Source organism: Mobiluncus porci (genome assembly GCF_009695935.1).
In the GTDB taxonomy this organism is placed as follows: domain Bacteria; phylum Actinomycetota; class Actinomycetes; order Actinomycetales; family Actinomycetaceae; genus Mobiluncus; species Mobiluncus porci.
Window position 1 is genome coordinate 27,061 of record NZ_VUMY01000016.1, and the last position, 15,921, is coordinate 42,981.

Sequence of the window (15,921 nt, forward strand, 5' to 3'; positions counted from 1 at the left end):
TTCTCTGTAATTTACTTAACTTCTTCAGGAAAAAGCCGAGTGCCGGCCCACAGTGCCACGAAGATGAGCAGGCATAGCATCCCGATCGTGAAGGCGAAAGCCAGGGAACCGAAATGGTAGGTGAGAGCGTAGACAATGCCGGCGTAGGCGATTAGGGAAGAAGCGCCGAAGGTGTCAGACACTTGCAGGGCAGAAGAGATTTTTCCGTGTTTGGCCGGGGGAGTCATGCCCAAGGAATGCACCGAAGTAGCGGGATAAATCAGACCTACACTGAAACCGGCTAGACACCAGCCGATCAAAACCCACCAGCCGCCAAAGCCGTGAACAAGGGAAAGCATCGTAATCAAGGTTCCCAAGATTTGACCAAGCGGTCCAATTTTTGCGAAGAGGCGGAACTGTTTTTCATCAGGATAGCGCCCTTGAATCCACGAGCCTACCGCCCAGGTGACTCCACTCGCAGTCATGACCAGACCGGCTTGAGTGGGATTCCAGCCATGTACGTTCTTCAACATGAACGGGAGGAAAGTCTCGGTAGCGATAAATGTCCCGTTCAAAAGACCTCTGAAGGCGATAGTGGCCGGCACCCCGCGGCGAGCCAGGAATGTACCGGTCGGTAAAAGACGGCGGATAAAAATAAACAGCAACACCGTGATGACCAAGGTTCCGCCGAGAACATAGGCGTCAATCTCCTGGGGCTTGATGCCGGAAATAATCTGAAGCGCCCCGATGAGAGTGCCACTGGCCAAGGTGGCAAACATGAAACGTTTGCGCATTTTCAAGGGTTTAGTCGCGTGCAGAGGAGGAAACTGTTTGAATTTCACCCACATCACTGGCAAAAATATGATGAAAGCCAAGGGGGAGGAACCGAAAACCCACCGCCAGTGCACGTAGTCGACTAGGAATCCCGCCACGAGCGGCCCAAAGAGACTGGGAAGAACCCAGGCAATCGCGAAAGCCGCAAAGAAAGCGCCCTGTTTTCGCGGTAACACATAGGCACCCACCATGACATAGAGCGGCACAATCAGGAGCCCGCCACCGAGCCCCTGAATGCCGCGACCGACAACCAGCCAGCCTATCCCCGGAGAAAAAGTCGCCGCGAGAAGGCCCGAGAGGAACAAGACAATACCGGTGTACATGACGGGCTTGGGTCCCTTGGCATCCACCCACGGACCGGCCAAACCGGTGGAAACCAACTGGGTAGCGAGGGGAATCCCCGAGGCCAACGCATAGAACCGATTTCCCTGTAGCGAGTCCACAATAAACGGCATCGCGGTGGCTACAGCGACGGCCTCAAAGGCAACCAAAGTGATCATCCCCACGGCGATGATTTTGAACCAGGCCGCTAGATGCCCACTTAAATACAGGTTTTCGCTGTTATCGGCGGGAGAAGGGTTGGAACTCATCGCACTCATTCTAGCGTTTCAACCGAAAAGTCCGGAACTCGCCAAGTGGCTTTGGTTCCGGACTTTTCGGATTGTGCAAGGACTAAATCAGGTCTGACGCCTTCAGGTAGGCCTGGTAGCGGTAGCATTCCACCGGCATCTGCCAAGACAGGTTGTCGGCGTTGAGCGCCCGCAACGTGAGCTGGAGAGCCACGTCGGAATACGGGATATTTTGGTGAAGATGCGCATCCGCGGGGCAGACGTCTTGCAAGGTCAGATTCTTAACCCCGGGCTCTTCGATAAAGGCATTGGTGTAAGGAGTCACCACGGTATCGAGTTTCGTGGAGATAACAGTGTACTTGATGTCAGGGTAAGTCATGCCGCCCTCGTTCAGGGAGGTCAGCAATTCAGAATTGACCAACTGTTCCAAAAGCCCCTGTTGATTCGTCGCATCCAACACATCTGTTTTTATGCCGGGCCACTTGACGAGAAGTTTGTTGAAAAGTTCGTTCATCCCACCCATGGTCGTGCCGTGATTGTTCGGAACCAGACCGATGAGCTTGTCAACTTTCTTATCCCCGCCGTACCACTTGATGTAAGACCGCGGCAAAACGCCGCCACCCTGGGAATGTCCCACCAGGTCAACCTCTTGCGCACCGGTTGCCGCCAAGACACGGTCAACAAAACCGGCCATGAAAGCCGCGGTCTGTTTAATATCACCGGAGAAAGCCTTGTCATCATCGGTTACCACGTTGCCGTGAATATCTTTATGGGTAGAGGGGTTGTAGTTGAAAGTGAAAACACAGTAACCGGCCTGTTTGAGCCGAGGGGAGAAATAAGCCCAGGCCGCATAGGCATCTTCGGCAGTTCCAGGAACGAGAACCACCGGATTTTGGCCCGCCTGCGGGACACAGTTGAAATCATTGGCTCCGAGAGGATTCAACCCGGGCTGCATGCCGGAGCGCGCCTTCGCAGAGAGGAACAAATGCAAATCCGGCCCATATCCGTTGGCCGGAACTCCCGCGGGGGAAGTGACGGCCTCAATACCGCCGGGGTTATCAATCGTGGGTTCACTGGGGGCACCAACCGCGGTAACGGCGCCCAGGGAGACACCGAGCAAAACTGCCGAAGCTGCCAAGGCTAGGCGGGTTAAAGATTTCACGTTTACTCCTTTGTAGGTTAAAACACCCATAAGGGTCAGATTTGAACCCGAGCGGGAGCAAATCGTTACGACCTGTTTACAAGTTGAATCCTAAAAGAAAGCTGGGAAAACTCCAAAAGTTTGTAATTGACAATCAATTTACCAGGACTTTTTCGTCCACCATTCCGAGGTCAACCCAGGTTTCCAAAGACTCTCGAGCCTCCTCGGGAGTGAGGAGATCCATTGCGAAACCGTTCTGGATGAGAACATAGTCGCCAACTTTAGCCTCCGGGACATAGGCCATGCAGGCATCCTGCACCTGACCGGCGACATCGATGCGCCCCATTGGCATCAGCCCAGGGGTGATAGACAGGATGCGGCACGGCACTCCCACACACATTGTTTCGCCTTTCGTTTACTTGCTTCACGATTCTGACGTCGGTTCTTTTCCGCTCGGTTTACTGCGTTCACTTTCCAGCAAAGTAGCCGACTCGGAATCACTCCGCTCCAATAATATCGAGTTTGAGTCCCATCTGTCCGGGAGGCGCGGAACTAATCGGGAGGCAGGGATCGGCTTCGCGGATGGAGTCCTCCAGCGCCGCCTCGCGACCATCTGGGGTGGTCTCAGTCTCCGCGGCGCGGGTGAGGAGATCGGCTAGCCACGGTTCGTTTTGAGCCGTCGGGGTGAGAATGATGGATCTGGTGATAGTTCCACTGTCATCCACTTCGTAAGTGTGGGCCAAGATCCCCCGCGGACCATCCACAAGTCCGGTCGCCGTGCCAGCATGGATGGGTTCGGGAGACGCCACGACAGTTTCTGCGTCGGTTTCTACAAGGCGTTGCTGAAGTTCGGAGACAAGTTGAGAAGTCCGCTCCAGTACATGCAAAGTCACAATGGCGCGGGCTTCAGCAGCATCGCGGGCGCCTTTGAGCCAGCGTGCTTGCGCTGTTTTGGCTCGCACAGTGGAAAGTGAACCTATCGAGAGTTGGGATACCGGCCCGACTCGATAGCGTCCCGCTTCTTGACCAAGTGGTACAAAATAGGGGCGGGGCGCTGGCGAGCCAGGAATCTCCTCGGCAATCTTTTCGTTCCATTCACTAAACCCAAACTCCTCCACAACCTCGCCGTTTCGAGAAACCCGCATTCGCGTTCCGAAAACGTCCGGATTCCCCTTCGCGTCAATCAGCGCCACGTCGAGGATTTGAGGTGAAACGATGGGGGCGTGCTTTTTCGTTTCACCAAAAGCCGCCACCACCCGCTCGGCCGTGTCTATTGCCGCACTCACCCCATCGACCACCGCCTGCAGGTCCGTGGCGGCTGGCCAAGAAGTCACTCCCCCCGGACGCGCCGTTACCGGAAAATGCCCCGGGGAACCAGCCCCCACCAACATCAACTTGGAAAACTTTTTTAACGCAATCCCCGCCTCGCGATCCACACTCACAAACCGCAGGGAGTGTGTCTCTACGATGGATCCGTAGTGCAAGAGTCGGCGCACCATTTCGGCGAGGTCACTAACCGCACCGTCGCTGGTCAAAGCGTCCAAAGCGCGCATCCCCGCCAGATGATGAGCCACTGGGCAAATCCCACAGAGATGTTCGGTCATCTTGAGAGCCTCTCCGGCACCTTTTCCTACGAGCAAACCCTCAACCCGAGGCAGTCCGGTGAGGTCGAAGCGGGCGTGGCGTTTCCCGGACTCGTCAACTTCGACGACGACGCGGCCCTCGGTCGGGTCGATAATCTCCCCAATATTGATTTTCATAGGACTCCTGGGACAATAGGCGTATGCATGAACTCGGGTTATTGACTTCCGTGGTGGAGGCGGTTGAGCGCGCCGCCGCGGAGGCTACCTCCAAGGTTAGCCGAGTTGAGAATGTCGCGCTCAAGGTCGGCACCCTTTCCGGTGCTGTTCCCGAGGCTCTCCACGGTTCTTGGCCCCTTGCTAAGGCCGGAACCATCTGCGAAGACGCGAGGCTCACGCTTGAGGTGATTCCCGCGACCGTTTTCTGTCCGACCTGTAATCGTGACGTAGAGATTGATGAATTCTTCGCCCTGACCTGTCCCGAGTGCGGCACCCCGACCGGGAACATGACCCACGGTCGCGAATTTGCGCTGGACTACGTGGAGTGGTCAACAGAAGACAGTCCCTAGACCAACCACCTATCAAGGATTTCAGCCGCCATTTCAACCGCGCGGGGAATCCCACCCGCGGCCGCCGCGGTTAAACCGAGCCGCAAATCGACGTCTTCACCGACGACCCCGGCCACCTCCAACACGGCAGGCTCTCGCCCGGTCAACCGCGCGGAAGTTAAGATATCCAACAAGCCGACCTGGTGGGGCGACATTTTCATCGACAGCAGACGCGGGACATGGTCTCCGCTCAGATGCACGGCATCGCCGGCGCGGCGCCCCGCCCCGCCCGCCACCGAATCCAAGATCAGCAAATGCTCGGATTCTTGAACGACCGGTACAAGTTCCATGCCTCCGGTGCCACCCTCGACAAATTTCAGCTCCCCACCCGCTAGAGCCGTCGTCCACGCGGGCCGAGAATCAATCATTGCCTGGAGCCGCGAAAAAATCTCGAGGCCAATCCCGTCATCTCCCATAATCGGGTTGCCGACTCCGAGGACTACAAAGCGCGCCCCACCAAAGCCAGAACCATCCACGCGGGAGAAGTCCGGCAAATCCTTAGTGAACTCGCCCATCACACCTCGGGAGCGTCTACCGGCTTGGAACCGCGGCGGAGGTAAACCCCGCCGTTGATCATGGCCGAAACCCCGCCATTGCGCTCGGTGGAATCCGCGCGGAACGCCAGGTAGATGTGGGCAATAACGAAAGCCCAGAACAGGAACATAATCACCGCGTGGAAATTCCGCAAGGCCGGAACCCCGAAGAGATAGTTCGGCGTGGCCAAAAAGCTCCAAATCGGATTGGCCGAAACATGCGGCAAAGCGTACAGCGCCAAACCGATAAGCATCTGGAACGCTCCGATGACGTAGATTCCCGTGTAAGTGAGCTGCTGCAAGGGGTTGTGCGCCACATAGAGTGGGCCTTCTTTGCGCAAGAACAGATATGCCCCGAGCGTCTCGCGAAGATACCGGAAGTCTTCCTTCTTCTTGAACGGCCAGAATGTTGACCAGCGCAGGTACCTGTCCTTCGAGGTGAAAGCCATGAAGGCACGCACCACCCCGACCGCAATCCAGGTGAAGGCGGCGGTGAAGTGGATAAAGCGCATCCATCCCATCAGGTAGCCAATCTCAATGCCACGGAAATAGGTGTCGCCGAAGAAAGGATTCATGATGTAGAAGCCGGTTACTGACATGGTCACAATGAGAAACACGTTCAGCCAGTGCAAGAACCGCAGCCCTCCGGACCACACCTGGAGGCGAACCCAGTCGTCGCTGGTGGGAGTCAGGTCCTCGCCACTCAGACCCGTCCCGCGCGGACGCACATTGATGAATCCCTCCATCTGGAACGGCCCCAACTTGCCGTCTTCACCGACAGTTGCGGTCGCGACCCCGAGACAGCGGAAACCGCGAGAACCCGCCATTTGAGCGTTTTTGCGAAGCAAAGTGCGCTCCTCGCGCTTGACTTCGGCCACGTTCATGACTGATTCCAAGTCGCCGCGGGCGATAACCATCTTCAAATCGGGACCGAATTTGGTGCGTTTGAAGTTCGAAATCCGCGCCAGAGAATAGCGTCGGCCTTTCGGCGGGTCGAAATCCTCCGGCGGCACCTCGACGTTCGGAGCCCCGTGACGGAACTGGTAGGTCAGGGAGTCTTTCAAGGCGATGTCAACCGGATCGGTGCTGCCTTCGGGGGAAACGGCCGCCATGGTCAGTAAGCGCCGCATCGAAAGATCCCCGGAACTGAAACCGCCACCCACCTCGATACCTTGAGAGATGGTGTCCTCTTGAGAACCGGGAGCAAAGAATTCCACTTCCTTTTCGGGAACTGCAGTTTTCTTCTCCGGGGTCTGAGTTTCGGTGCTCATGACGTCATCACCTCTGTAACTGGATTTCCATCGGGGTCAAGCACGTGTACCGCGCAGGACATGCATGGGTCATAGGAGTGGATGGTGCGCAGCGGTTCCAGTGGTTCTTTCGGATTCACCAAGGGGTGATTTCCGTTGCCCATCAAGGACTCCTCGTAGGGGCCGGTCACGCCTTGCGGGTCGCGGCCTCCGGCAAGCCAAGTGGTTGGAACCACGGCTTGATAGCGTTCCACCTTGCCGTTCTTGATGGTGACCCAGTGGGAGAGATTGCCGCGCGCCACTTCCACAAAAGAGTAGCCGGAGCATTCCGCAGGCCAGCTTGCTGGTTCCCACTTGGTGGCATCGAAGACATCAATATTGCCTTCTTTGATGTTTGCCACCAGCGCGTCGTAGTCCTCTTTCAACAGTTGGGAAGACACCATTGCTTCGGCTGCCCGCGCGAAAGTGCGACCCATTGTGGAGTTCAGTTGAGCGGGAGTGATGCCGAGTTTACCGGCGGCTTCATCCACCAGTTTCTTCACTGGCTCGAAGCCTTGGGCGTAGGCGAGGATGATGCGAGCGATCGGGCCGACCTGCATGGACTTGCCGTCATAGCGTGGCGCCTTGCACCAAGTGTATTTATCATTGTCCGCTAGCCACTTGTAGGGCGGTTTGGGGCCGGTGTATTTAACCTTGGTCTCACCCTTGTCCGGAGTCAGACCCTTATCGTCTCCCACCGAGTACTCATACCAGGCCGAGGTGACGAACTCTTCAATCTTCTTCGGGTCAAAAGGCAGCACCTTGGTGAGGTCGCCGTTCATGACCACCCCGGGCTTAATCGCTGTGTGGCGGGACTTTACGCGAGATTCCGCCGGATCGCCACCGTAGGTAGCGCCTGCTAGTCCCACCGCAAGGTAGTTAGGGTGGCTCGCGCCGATATCGAAGTAGTCCTTGTAAACTCCGGCCACCGCCAACACGTCCGGATAGTAGCAATCGTTGACAAACTCGATGGTTTCTTCAATCCACGACTTCACCTGGTCGAGTTGAACCTGGTTGATGGACTCCGAAGAATTCGGGTCAATCGAGCAGGCCATCCCCCCGACGAGGAAGTTCGGGTGGGGGTTCTTCCCGCCGAAAACCGTGTTGATCCGAATCATGGAACGCTGGAACTCCAGCGCATCGAGATAGTGGGCCACGCACATCAAATCTGCCTCCGGAGGGAGACGATAGTCGGGGTGATCCCAGTAACCGCCGGTGAAAACGGACAATTGTCCGGAATCCAGCACTGACTGAACCGTGTCGCGCACTTCCGTAAAACGCTTCAAGTTATTGCCCCGCCACTTGGAACCAATCGAGTTCGCAAACTCGACGGCTTTGGCAGGGTCGGCCTTCGCCGCGTTCACCACGTTGACGAAGTCGAGCGCGTGGAGGTGGTAGAAGTGAATCACGTGGTCTTGAACCTCTTGGGAGCCCAAAACCAGGGAGCGAATCAGGTAGGCATTATCCGGAAGCTTCGAGCCAATAGCGTTTTCAACTGCCGTGACGGAGGCGATGGCGTGAACGGAAGTACACACGCCACAAATGCGCTGGACGAAGGCCCAGACATCGCGAGGGTCGCGGTTCTGGACGATTTCTTCGATGCCGCGGAACTGGGTGGTTTCGCTCCAGGCCTTCGAGATTTTCCCGCCTTCAGATTCGAGTTCGATGCGGAGGTGACCCTCGATGCGGGTCAACGGGTCAATAACAACTTTCTCTGCCATGTGGTTTAGGCCTCACTCTTCTCGGTCGTTTCGGTGGCTGGTTCGGGTTTCTTGGCGCCAGGGGCGGTGTCACCAAAGGCCGCCATGGGTGAGTTCTTGGTGGCCCGTCGATCGGCTGCCTTCTGGGCGGCGGTAATGCCGGCATGGACGGCCACGCCCGCAGCAACTACCCCAGTCAGGCCCAAGCCGATTTTCTCGGTTGTGGATTCCACGCCGAAGCCTGGGGCAGACGGCAAGGTCTGGTAGAACGGGGTGAAACGGTCGTAGAAGTCGCGCTCCGTGCATCCGATACAGGGGTGACCTGCGCCGATAGGCCAGCCAGACTTCAGGTTCCATTGCACAATCGGGCAGGGGCTGAAGGTCGAGGGGCCCTTACAACCCACATCGTAGAGACACCAGCCTTCGCGCGCCCCGGCGTCATCAAAGGTTCGCACGTATTGACCGGCGTCGTAGTGGGGTCGACGCGGGCACGAGTCGTGGATGCGCTGGCCGTAAGCGAATAGCGGGCGCCCTTCCGCATCAACCTCAGGAGCCTTCCCGTGGGTCAGGATGTAAGCCAGGGTGGCGGTGATAACTTCCCCAATCGGCGGGCATCCGGAAACATTAATCACCGGCTTGTCCTTGATGATTTCATCCACCCCGACGGCACCGGTCGGGTTCGGCTTGGCGGCTTGGACCGAGCCGAAAACTGCGCAGGCTCCCACCGCGAGAATCATCGAAGCGTTCTTCGCGGAATCTTCCAGAATTTGCTTGGCAGACTTACCGCCGATGGTGCAGTAGATACCGTCGTCTTTAAGCGGAACCGAGCCGTTTACCACCAAGATGTGGTCTTGGTTATTAGCGTCTTCCAAAGTCTTCTCGGCCGCTTCACCCGCCGCAGCCATCACCAGCTCGTTGTAGTTCACGGAAAGGAGATTGAGGACTACTTCCTCAACTGTTGTCCCGCCCGAACGCAACACCGATTCCATACAACCGGTGCATTCTTGGAGCTGGAGCCACACCACCAGCGGTTTCTTCACCTCCCCCAGAGCCTTCGCAATTTGTTCAGCACTCGGCTTCAGAGAGGCAGCATTTGCCATAGCGGGGGTTCCAACTGCGAAAATCGCGGCGAGGCCACTGCAGAATTTCATGAAATCTCGCCTGGAGACGCCGGCTTTAGCAATGTTCTCTGCCAATGTGCCTTGGGTCCAGGGTTCTACGTTATAGGTCACTTCTTTATGCCCTTCGTCTTTAAACTGGGAAAAGCGTCGATAAACGCCTTGTTTAGGCTACCTGATGAGATTTCAGTCATTTCACACTTTAGAAAAGATGTCCCAAAATTGGGACTAAATGCCCTTGATAACGCCATTTTTTTCGACCGTAGTAGGATAGCAGGTGGAATTTACAGGCAAAAGACCGGCGGATTTAGCGCGGGATTAAGGAAACTTTGAAATGACCGAAATCACTTTGTCGGGGGATTTAACAGATTCCATAGCCACCGCAGGCTTGGGCGATATCGAGGGCGATGTTTGTATCACCTGCTCCGATGAGGGGCGCCCGCTGGAGATTGTGGGTTTAGAACCCGATGGGGTCACCGCCCGGGCTTTGGGAGCGCGAGGGGAGGAAACTGTGGATGTGAGCCTCGTTGGTCCGGTTGCTATTGGAGAGAAAATTTTGGTTCATGCCGGTCTCGCGATAACGAAAGTGGAGGACTGATTGATGAGTAATGCCGCTGATGAAGCCACGGTTCTGGAACGCATCGAAAGAGTGCGGGCGCACGGGGACAAACTGAAAGACGAGTTTGTGACCCTCGCCCACGGCGCCGGCGGAAAAGCCTCCGCGCAACTCGTGGAGCAAGTGTTTGTGGCCGAATACGGCAATGACACCTTGAACGAGATGACCGACGCTGGGGTGATGGGCCTTGCCGCTCTGGCCGCGGCCGCCGGGACGTCGCTGTCAGGCGGGGAACAGCTCGCTTTCTCTACAGATTCCTATGTCGTCAACCCAATTTTCTTCCCCGGCGGCTCGATTGGGGATTTGGCAGTAAACGGGACTGTCAACGATTTGAGTGTTTCCGGAGCCGTGCCTTACGGGATTTCCGCGGCTTTCGTCATCGAAGAAGGGCTAGAGATAGATGTGTTGCGGCGAGTGGTTGCCGACATGCACCGCGCTGCTGACCGTGCGGGAGTAAAGATTGTAACGGGCGATACAAAAGTAGTGGCGAAGGGGGCTGCCGACAAGTTGTTTATCACCACGGCTGGGGTCGGGATTGTGCCGGCGTCTGTCGCGTTGCGCGCCGGGGCGGTCTCGGTAGGTGATGCGATTTTAGTCTCGGGACCGATTGCGGATCATGGGATGGCGGTGATGCTCGCGCGCGGCGACCTCGCGCTGGCGGCTCCGATTGAGACCGATTCCAAACCGGTCAATGGGCTGACCCGGGCGCTTTTGGAGGCGGCTCCGCAGACTCGCTGGATGCGCGATGCGACCCGCGGAGGGCTGGGGACCGTGTTGAATGAGCTGGCGAAGACTTCGGGTAAAGGAGTGGCGGTTTACGAAGAGAAGCTTGTGGTTCGCGAGATGACCCGCGGGGCTTGTGACATTCTCGGGATTGATCCGCTCTATGTCGCCAATGAGGGCATGTTTGTCGCGGTGGTTCCCGCCGATGAAGCCGAGGCTGCTTTGTCGGCGGTTAAGGCGCTTCCCGGAGGCGAGGAGGCGGCGCTGGTCGGGAAGATTGTCGCTGAGCCGGCTTCAGCAGTAGTCATGGTCACCGGATTCGGGGGTACGCGGATGGTGGACATGTTGGTGGGGGATCCCCTGCCGCGGATTTGCTAAATTGAAGAGGTCGAAGGAAAGGAACAAGTTATGTGTCTGGGTGTTCCCGCTCAAATTGTGGATTTCGAGAAGGCGGCGGAACGGATTGCGACCGTGTCGATTTCGGGGGTGAACCGTGAGATTTCCGTGGATTTAATGGAAGGTGAGCCGCTGGAGGTGGGTGACTGGGTCCTGGTTCATGTCGGTTTCGCTTTGGCCAAGATTGATGCCGAGGAGGCCGCGGCGACTTTGGACCAAATCAAGAAACTCGGGGGCAACACCTTCGAAGACGAGCTCGACTCCTTCGCCACCTCAGCCATCAGTTAGTCCTAGCCTGGGACGATAAACCACGCCCCCATCGTCCCACCAAAGAAAGATAAGCATGAAATACGTTGACGAATATCGCGATCCGGTGGCGGCTAAGGCCCTGCTCCGGAGAATTGAAGAGCTCGCGGAAAAGCTCGAAAAACCGCTGGCCTTTATGGAAATCTGCGGCGGACACACCCACACGATTTACCGCCACGGGCTCGAACATTTACTTCCGAAAAACGTCGAACTCATCCACGGGCCGGGATGTCCGGTCTGTGTCATTCCGCTCGGGCGCGTTGACGACGCCGGTTGGCTCGCCCGCCAACCCGGGGTTATTTTCACGACTTTCGGCGACATGATGCGCGTCCCCGGCACTGGGGGATCCCTTCAACAAGCGAAAGCCCAGGGCTGTGACATTCGTTTTGTTTACTCCCCCCTTGATGCACTCCAGATTGCGCGGGAAAACCCCGATCACGAGGTAGTTTTTTTCGCCGTCGGCTTCGAGACCACCGCGCCGTCCACTGCCGTCGCACTCGATCGAGCGATAAAGGAAAACCTCGATAACTTCTCGATTTTCTGTAACCATGTCCGTATCGAGCCGCCACTTCGCGCGATTCTCGGCATGGATCAGGGGCGCATTAATGGCTTCATCGGGCCCGGTCACGTCGCTACCATCGTGGGAACAAAAGCATTCGAGTTTATTCCCCGCGAATATAACCTTCCGGTGGTGGTGACAGGTTTCGAGCCTTTGGATATTTTGCAAGCGGTGGAGATGCTCTTGGAACAATACGTTTCCGGCGACGTTGCCGCCGGAGACGCCCGGGTCGAAAACCAGTACGCGCGCGTGGTATTACCCGAAGGAAACGTTGCTGCGCTCGCCCTCATGGACAAAGTGTTTGTCCGGCGCGAGACTTTCGAATGGCGCGGGCTCGGATTCATCCCCGATTCCGGATTCGCCGTCGCCCCAGAATACGAAAAATATGACGCCGAAAAACGCTTCCACCTCCCGAACCTGCGCGTCGCCGACCCGCCCGCCTGCCAGTGTGGCGAAGTCTTGACCGGTCAGATTAAACCCTGGCAGTGCAGCGTTTTCGGGACGGCTTGCACGCCGGCTAATCCGGTGGGGACCTGCATGGTAAGTCCTGAGGGAGCCTGCGCGGCGTATTACAACTTTGGTCGTGTTGACCCCTCGGTTGCGGCGTCTTTAGTTTGAGTTGGAGCGGTTACGCTCGGTGCGCTTTTTCGCTTCGGCGACGCGTGGGGAGGGCTCTCGCAGCTACGAGGGGGCGCCCTCCCCAGGCTGCTTCGAGCCCATCCCCTACGCGCCACCTTCCGCGAACACCCTCCTCGCGCAAGGCTTTTGGTTTACCCCCAAACAGCGACACCGCAACCGGGGTCACGCCCGGTTGTAATACGCCGCGCGACGGCGTTCCTCCTGGAAGACGCGAAATTTTGGGGTGTTAAATTTGAGGATTAATTGAAATTTTGGGCAATTACTTCCCGCCGTCGTGGGTGGGGGTCCAGTGGGAGCCAACGGTGGAAGTATCGCCGGAAACAATGGAGAGATCGTTGCGGATATTCGAGCCGGTAAGCATCCCGCGAGCCACGGGGATGAGCTTGTGGGCGACTGCGGTGCGTACCAAAGGCACTATCAGCTCTGCCTTTTCTGTCGGCACCCGACCCACATAGGTTTTCTTGTCAAGATAAGCCCCTAAACCTCCACCGTCTTCAATCATCATCAGCGCCACCGGCACTGTTTTCCCCGTCGAAATGAAAGGACGCAAAGGCTCGACATTATTCTCGAAATCCTCCAGCAAGATTTCGTCCCCGGGAGGCAAAATGGTGAATGCCTTCTTGGGGAAGAAATTCACTGGCCCCACCCCGCCAACCGGCGGCAAACTCAAGGTGACCCGATTCGCCAGTCGCGTCTTAGTGCGTTGCGCCCACAGATGCGCCGGCACCACGAGATTTAGCTCCTGGGCGTCCAAGCCGTTCATTTCCACCACATATTTACCCGCCGTAGCGCGATCCAGACGCCCAATAAAATGCCCCTGAATCCAGATACAGACTGCCGCATAGTCATCGGGATTGTTTCGTTCGCGAACTAGATAAGCCCAGTCATCAAACTCCGCCCCGTTGATGTCCTCCACGTTTCGACCCGCAAAAAGAGCCTCGAATTCTGCCTGAAACTCCATCGAATCATCAACAGTCGCGAAAGTGGAGGGAGCCTCCCAGCCCGCGAAGCTCTTCGGATAGGGACGAGCCGGACCCGACCCGCGGTTCCCAGACGACTTGCTGAACAACCCCACTGCGTTCCTCCGTTCAATCAGCGCTGACGAATTAAGCATAGCGAAAAATGGCGTTTTCGAGGGCTTTTTCAATCACATCCGACACTTGAACGCCAGCCAAAACTAGTCAAGCGTGGCGCAGTTTTCGGGAGACTCGGGATACTTTCCGAGCTCATCTCCGCCTAGAATCTCCTTTGAAAGCGCCCCCTGAAACTGTTCTCCCAAGAGCACGGTAATCTCGCTACCTTTGACTAAGTCAACCCGAACATCCGAATCCGGCAAAGCCCTTGCCAGCGAGAATGCCTTCACAAGACCCTCTTTTCCGGTGGTAATCCGAGCCGCTCCCGCGTAGGAATCAGCAGCATTCCCGACTGTACCCACCTTCACCCCAAAAGTTTTCAGCCGATCCGCGGTCTCTCGGGCCAGGCCATTCCGAGACGAACCGTTGAGGATATTCGCCTTCACGGTCTTCAAATTCACCGGCTCACCGCTCGGGGCGCAGGGAGGCGCCTTGGCTTTAGCCTCCTCGGAGAGTGTAAACGAGTCACCAAAGGGCAGGGTCAAAATCCCAGTCGCAAAGGGGATTGCCACTACTGCCACCAGAGCCATCCCTAAGACAATCCACCCGAGAAGAACCGTCTGGCGGGCAAACATGTAGCGGCGCCGCCGCGCGCGCCCGGAGGCGGATTGTTGCGAATCCGTCTCCCCCATCACCATTTCGCCAAGAGCGGGAAGGTTTTCCGGTTCACTCATTTAGCTTTCCTTGTCCGCCGCAGGTGTCGAGGGAGGAAGCGTCGCACTCGGCTCACTGTCCCCCACGGTTTCGCCGGACTTCCGAGCTCTACTGGCGTGACGCTTACGGTAAGCCACGGAATCCAGTTCGGTCCCGCCCGGCGCGGAAGCGGGCGAAGCCTGTTCCAGGTTGGTGCCGCGGAGGTTGGAAATCCAGCGCATCAGGTGATAGATGACAATTGCCCCGAAGGAACCCATCGCAATACCCTCGAAACGAACTTCCCCAATCACCAAAGTGTAGTTGGCAATGGCCATCACCATGGCGACCGCAGCCGTGTTCAGGTTTACCGGATCCGAGAAGTCGACCTGATTCTGAACCCAGATTCTCACCCCGAGCATCCCGATCATGCCGTAGAGAATCGTAGCGGCGCCACCCAAAACTCCCGGAGGAATGGTGGCAATAATCTCCCCGAATTTTGGAAGCATCGACAACGCCAAAGCACCGATAGCGGCCACGATATAAGCCACCGTGGAATAGACGCGGGTCGCAGCCATAACGCCAATGTTTTCCGCGTAGGTCGTCGTCCCGGAACCGCCGCCCGATCCAGCCAGCATGGTGGAAAGGCCGTCAGCCATGAGAGCCCGTCCCGAGAGGTCATCAAGGTTCTGGCCGGTCATCGCGGCTACTGATTTGACGTGACCGATGTTCTCCGCCACCAAAACCAGCACTACCGGCAGGAACAACCCCAGTAGCGAGGGGTCGAAAGCCGGAGCGTGGAACTGGGGCAAACCGACCCAATCGGCTTTCGCGATGGCCTCGAAGTTCACTTCCCCGCGAATCACGGCGCAAGCATAGCCAATCAAAACCCCGATTAGGATGGACAGACGTCCAATGATGCCTTTGAACAATACGGTCACCAACAGTACCGCCACAATCGTCACGGTGGCAGTCACGGGAGCTTGTTTCACATTGTTCCAAGCGCTCGGCGCCAAGTTGAAGCCAATCAACGAGACAATGGCGCCGGTCACAATCGGGGGCATAATGCGGTCAATCCAGATTGGGCCGGCAAAGTGAACCACGAGGCCCACCACTAGCAGCAGAGCGCCCGCGGAGATCACCCCGCCTTGCGCCAGAGCCATCTTGGCTGAGTCGATAGGAGCTCCCCCACCTTGCACATAGCCGGTGACTGCCCCGATGGGAGCAATCAGGGCAAAGCTAGACCCCAGATAGGACGGCAGTCTCCCCGAGGTAATCAGGATGAAAAGTAAGGTGCCGATACCGGTGAAAAACAAGGTGGTTGCGGGAGAAAAACCGGTCAGCAAGGGAACCAGGAAAGTGGCGCCGAACATGGCCACAATATGTTGCATCCCGATTCCGACGGTCCTTGGCCAGGTGAGGCGCTCGTTAGGTTGCACGACTTCACCGGTGGTGATGGATTTACCATCTCCGTGGAGTTTCCATTGGAATAACGCCGGTTTCTCATTACCTTTGCTGGGATCAGTTGTCACCATGTCTCCTTGTTGGATTGAGCTTGTTGTCTTTAG

General features: G+C 57.1%; 16 protein-coding genes. 5 read left to right on the top strand and 11 right to left on the bottom strand.

The genetic code is table 11. The annotated features are described in order from the left end of the window. Positions 1–11: 11 nt before the first annotated feature. The 4 genes from FYJ63_RS08695 to FYJ63_RS08710 all read right to left on the bottom strand — a co-directional run bounded on the left by FYJ63_RS08695 (position 12) and on the right by FYJ63_RS08710 (position 4,283). Positions 12–1,403 carry an MFS transporter gene (locus FYJ63_RS08695; RefSeq protein WP_154545796.1) on the bottom strand — a complete coding sequence of 464 codons (1,392 nt, stop codon included), beginning with the start codon at positions 1,401–1,403 and terminating at the stop codon, positions 12–14. An 82-nt stretch (positions 1,404–1,485) separates the two neighbouring features. After that, a complete protein-coding gene (locus tag FYJ63_RS08700; protein WP_277028045.1) occupies positions 1,486–2,544 on the bottom strand; it encodes an esterase/lipase family protein in 1,059 nt (352 codons plus the stop codon). 133 nt (positions 2,545–2,677) lie between these two features. Continuing rightward, entirely contained in the window at positions 2,678–2,923 is a 246-nt protein-coding gene (locus FYJ63_RS08705; RefSeq protein ID WP_154545798.1) for a HypC/HybG/HupF family hydrogenase formation chaperone, read from the bottom strand. Positions 2,924–3,020: 97 nt separating this feature from the next. Next, on the bottom strand, positions 3,021–4,283 hold the full coding sequence (locus tag FYJ63_RS08710; RefSeq protein ID WP_154545800.1) for a nickel-dependent hydrogenase large subunit: 1,263 nt from the start codon (positions 4,281–4,283) through the stop codon (positions 3,021–3,023). Between the two features lie 23 nt (positions 4,284–4,306). Here FYJ63_RS08710 and FYJ63_RS08715 point away from each other — a divergent pair, with 23 nt between their 5' ends. Beyond that, a complete protein-coding gene (locus FYJ63_RS08715; protein ID WP_154545802.1) occupies positions 4,307–4,672 on the top strand; it encodes a hydrogenase maturation nickel metallochaperone HypA/HybF in 366 nt (121 codons plus the stop codon). Here the strand turns inward: FYJ63_RS08715 and FYJ63_RS08720 are convergent. Genes FYJ63_RS08720 through FYJ63_RS08735 form a run of 4 tightly spaced genes read right to left on the bottom strand, consistent with a single transcriptional unit; the run spans position 4,669 to position 9,465 of the window. Continuing rightward, on the bottom strand, positions 4,669–5,226 hold the full coding sequence (locus tag FYJ63_RS08720) for a hydrogenase maturation protease (protein WP_154545804.1): 558 nt from the start codon (positions 5,224–5,226) through the stop codon (positions 4,669–4,671). The genes FYJ63_RS08715 and FYJ63_RS08720 overlap by 4 nt on opposite strands. Next, on the bottom strand, positions 5,226–6,515 hold the full coding sequence (gene cybH / locus FYJ63_RS08725) for a Ni/Fe-hydrogenase, b-type cytochrome subunit (protein ID WP_154545806.1): 1,290 nt from the start codon (positions 6,513–6,515) through the stop codon (positions 5,226–5,228). The genes FYJ63_RS08720 and cybH overlap by 1 nt, the downstream gene beginning before the upstream one ends. Beyond that, positions 6,512–8,254, bottom strand: coding sequence for a nickel-dependent hydrogenase large subunit (locus tag FYJ63_RS08730; protein ID WP_154545808.1), 1,743 nt, complete (start codon positions 8,252–8,254; stop codon positions 6,512–6,514). The genes cybH and FYJ63_RS08730 overlap by 4 nt, the downstream gene beginning before the upstream one ends. A 5-nt stretch (positions 8,255–8,259) precedes the next feature. Then, the gene (locus FYJ63_RS08735) at positions 8,260–9,465 is read right to left on the bottom strand and encodes a hydrogenase small subunit (protein ID WP_338106898.1); all 1,206 of its coding nucleotides are present in this window, start codon (positions 9,463–9,465) and stop codon (positions 8,260–8,262) included. A 220-nt stretch (positions 9,466–9,685) separates the two neighbouring features. On the opposite strand from FYJ63_RS08735, the gene FYJ63_RS08740 reads away from it, so the two are divergent. From FYJ63_RS08740 to hypD, 4 genes are read left to right on the top strand one after another with little or no spacing between them, the layout of a single operon-like run. Continuing rightward, positions 9,686–9,949, top strand: coding sequence for a HypC/HybG/HupF family hydrogenase formation chaperone (locus tag FYJ63_RS08740; RefSeq protein ID WP_154545810.1), 264 nt, complete (start codon positions 9,686–9,688; stop codon positions 9,947–9,949). A gap of 3 nt (positions 9,950–9,952) precedes the next feature. Continuing rightward, a complete protein-coding gene (hypE, locus tag FYJ63_RS08745) occupies positions 9,953–11,068 on the top strand; it encodes a hydrogenase expression/formation protein HypE (RefSeq protein ID WP_154545812.1) in 1,116 nt (371 codons plus the stop codon). 30 nt (positions 11,069–11,098) lie between these two features. Continuing rightward, positions 11,099–11,374, top strand: coding sequence for a HypC/HybG/HupF family hydrogenase formation chaperone (locus tag FYJ63_RS08750; RefSeq protein WP_154545814.1), 276 nt, complete (start codon positions 11,099–11,101; stop codon positions 11,372–11,374). A gap of 55 nt (positions 11,375–11,429) precedes the next feature. Further along, complete coding sequence (gene hypD, locus FYJ63_RS08755; protein WP_154545816.1) at positions 11,430–12,569, top strand: hydrogenase formation protein HypD; 1,140 nt, start codon at positions 11,430–11,432, stop codon at positions 12,567–12,569. A 280-nt stretch (positions 12,570–12,849) separates the two neighbouring features. Here the strand turns inward: hypD and FYJ63_RS08760 are convergent, their stop codons facing one another. The 3 genes from FYJ63_RS08760 to FYJ63_RS08770 all read right to left on the bottom strand — a co-directional run bounded on the left by FYJ63_RS08760 (position 12,850) and on the right by FYJ63_RS08770 (position 15,888). Next, positions 12,850–13,665 carry a hypothetical protein gene (locus tag FYJ63_RS08760; RefSeq protein WP_287847535.1) on the bottom strand — a complete coding sequence of 272 codons (816 nt, stop codon included), beginning with the start codon at positions 13,663–13,665 and terminating at the stop codon, positions 12,850–12,852. A gap of 102 nt (positions 13,666–13,767) precedes the next feature. Further along, positions 13,768–14,397 (bottom strand): LytR C-terminal domain-containing protein, encoded by a 630-nt coding sequence (locus tag FYJ63_RS08765; RefSeq protein WP_154545818.1) that lies wholly within the window; start codon positions 14,395–14,397, stop codon positions 13,768–13,770. Then, positions 14,398–15,888: a uracil-xanthine permease family protein gene (locus tag FYJ63_RS08770; RefSeq protein WP_154545820.1), complete on the bottom strand. Its 1,491-nt coding sequence runs from the start codon at positions 15,886–15,888 to the stop codon at positions 14,398–14,400. It abuts the gene before it with no gap. Between the last annotated feature and the right edge of the window lie 33 nt (positions 15,889–15,921).